The sequence below is a fragment of the Saccharopolyspora sp. 6M genome (assembly GCF_020176775.1).
Taxonomy (GTDB): Bacteria; Actinomycetota; Actinomycetes; order Mycobacteriales; family Pseudonocardiaceae; genus Saccharopolyspora_C; species Saccharopolyspora_C gregorii.
In genome coordinates, this window is the sequence record NZ_JAIUJZ010000175.1 from 1 (window position 1) to 1,829 (window position 1,829).

Here is a 1,829-nt window from a genome sequence, read left to right on the forward strand (position 1 = left end):
GGGGGGCGCGGGCGCCGGGGGGGGGGGGGCCCGCCCCCGGGGGGGGGGGGCAGTTTGCGCACACCCCCTTCCCCGGCGGGGGCGGGGGGGGGGGGGGCGGGGGGGGGGGCGCCCCACCAAGCACGGTACCGGTCGACGCAGCCGATTACGAACCGATCGGGTGAAACATCCCCGGCCGGACGGGCGTTTGTGACGACTCACACGACGCAGCGGCCGATCAGGACGGGCTGTCGTCGAGAAGTTGCAGTGCGAGGTGGAAATCCACTCGTGCGGAGAGATTTCCCAGCTCTCGTCCGGTGATCTGCTCGACCCGGCCGATCCGGTACCGCAACGTGTTCACGTGCACGTGCAGCAGCGCGGCGCAGCGCGACCACGAACCCGAGCACTCCAGGAACACCCGCAGGGTGCGCACCAGATCCGCCGCGTGCGCCTCGTCGTAGGACAACAGCGGCCCCAGCAACCTGTCCCGGTAGGACCGGCGCAACTCCGCGGGCACCGACGCCAGCAGCACCCGGTGCGACGCCAGCGCATCCGCCGTCACCACCGCCGAATCCGGGGCCAGCTCCGCCAGCCGCCGCGCGTGGCCCGCCTCCTCCAGCGCGGAGCGCAAGCCGTCCGCCGCCGCGACGTCGCTGACGCCCGCCCGCAAACCGGCCGCCGGACCCGCCAGCTCCGCGAACCCGCGGAACCGCGCGGGCAGCCCCGCCAGCCGCCGCTCGTCGGCCGCGAACACCGCGACCGCCACCTCCCCCAGCGGCGCCACGACCGACGGTGAACCCGTCGCCGCCGCCAACTCGCGCAGCACCGCGGCCGCGCGCGCCGCACCACCCGGCACCGACAGCTGCACCACCCGCAGCGGTTCCTCCACCGGCACACCTGCCGCGTCCAGCCGCGCCGCCACCTCCGCCGCGCTCGACGAGCCGTCGAGCAGCCTGCGCAGCGCCGACTCCGCGGACCGGCCCGCGATGCGCCGCGCCTGGTCCACGCGGCTGCGCACCAGGGCGACCACGGTCGCGAGTTCCCCGAGCGCCTCCGGTGGGACCGCGCCGGCGCGGGACACCACGAACCAGCGGGCGATGCGCGGCTCACCGCCACCGCCCACCGGGCGGAAGGACCACCCGGCCCGAGTCCCCTCCCCCGACAGGCCGGGGCGCAGGTCGTCCGCGGCCGGCGGCTCCGCGGGACCCGCCAGCACCGCTCCCGCGCCGGACAGCACCCAGCAGCCGGTGCCCAGCTCGGCCGATGCCCGCTCCAGCACCTCGTCCAGCCCGGCGCCCGCCGCCAACGCCGACACCCAGCCCCGGCCCGCCGCGCGGTGCGCGTCCAGGATCCGCTCGGACAACGCGCTGAAGCTGACCGCGACCGGCACCTCCAGCAGCGGGAGGCCGTGTTCCCGGCAGGCGGCCACCAGGTCCGGCGGAGTGCTGCCCAGCCGCGCCGTGCCCGCGGCGACCGCCGCCACGCCCGCCGCCGCGAGCGCGGCGGCGAACCGGGCCGAATCCGCCGGGTCCGCTCGCCACATCAGGCCGGTGACGACCAGCTCGCCGCCGCTCAGGTAGCGGCTCGGGTCGAGCAGGTCGGTGACGTACACGCCGCGGACCACCGGATCCGCCGGGCCGGTGAGCAGCGTCAGACCCAGGTCCGGGTCGTCGACGAGTTCGCTCAGGCGCACGCCGCTCACTCTGCACCGTCCGGGGCGGGCTGTGGAGTCCCGCGGGAGGGAGTGAACGGCCCCAGGGGCGGAACTATTTGGTGGCACCCGCCCGTCACCCCGCGCCCCCCGGGGGGGGGCCGGGGGGGGGGGGGGGGCGCCCCCGGCCCCCCCCCCG

The 1,829-nt window shown here is 77.5% G+C and carries 1 protein-coding gene; it reads right to left on the bottom strand.

The annotated features are described in order from the left end of the window. Window positions 1-217: 217 nt before the first annotated feature. Complete coding sequence (locus LCD31_RS21445) at window positions 218-1,672, bottom strand: PucR family transcriptional regulator ligand-binding domain-containing protein (protein ID WP_308015859.1); 1,455 nt, start codon at window positions 1,670-1,672, stop codon at window positions 218-220. Window positions 1,673-1,829 lie beyond the last annotated feature (157 nt).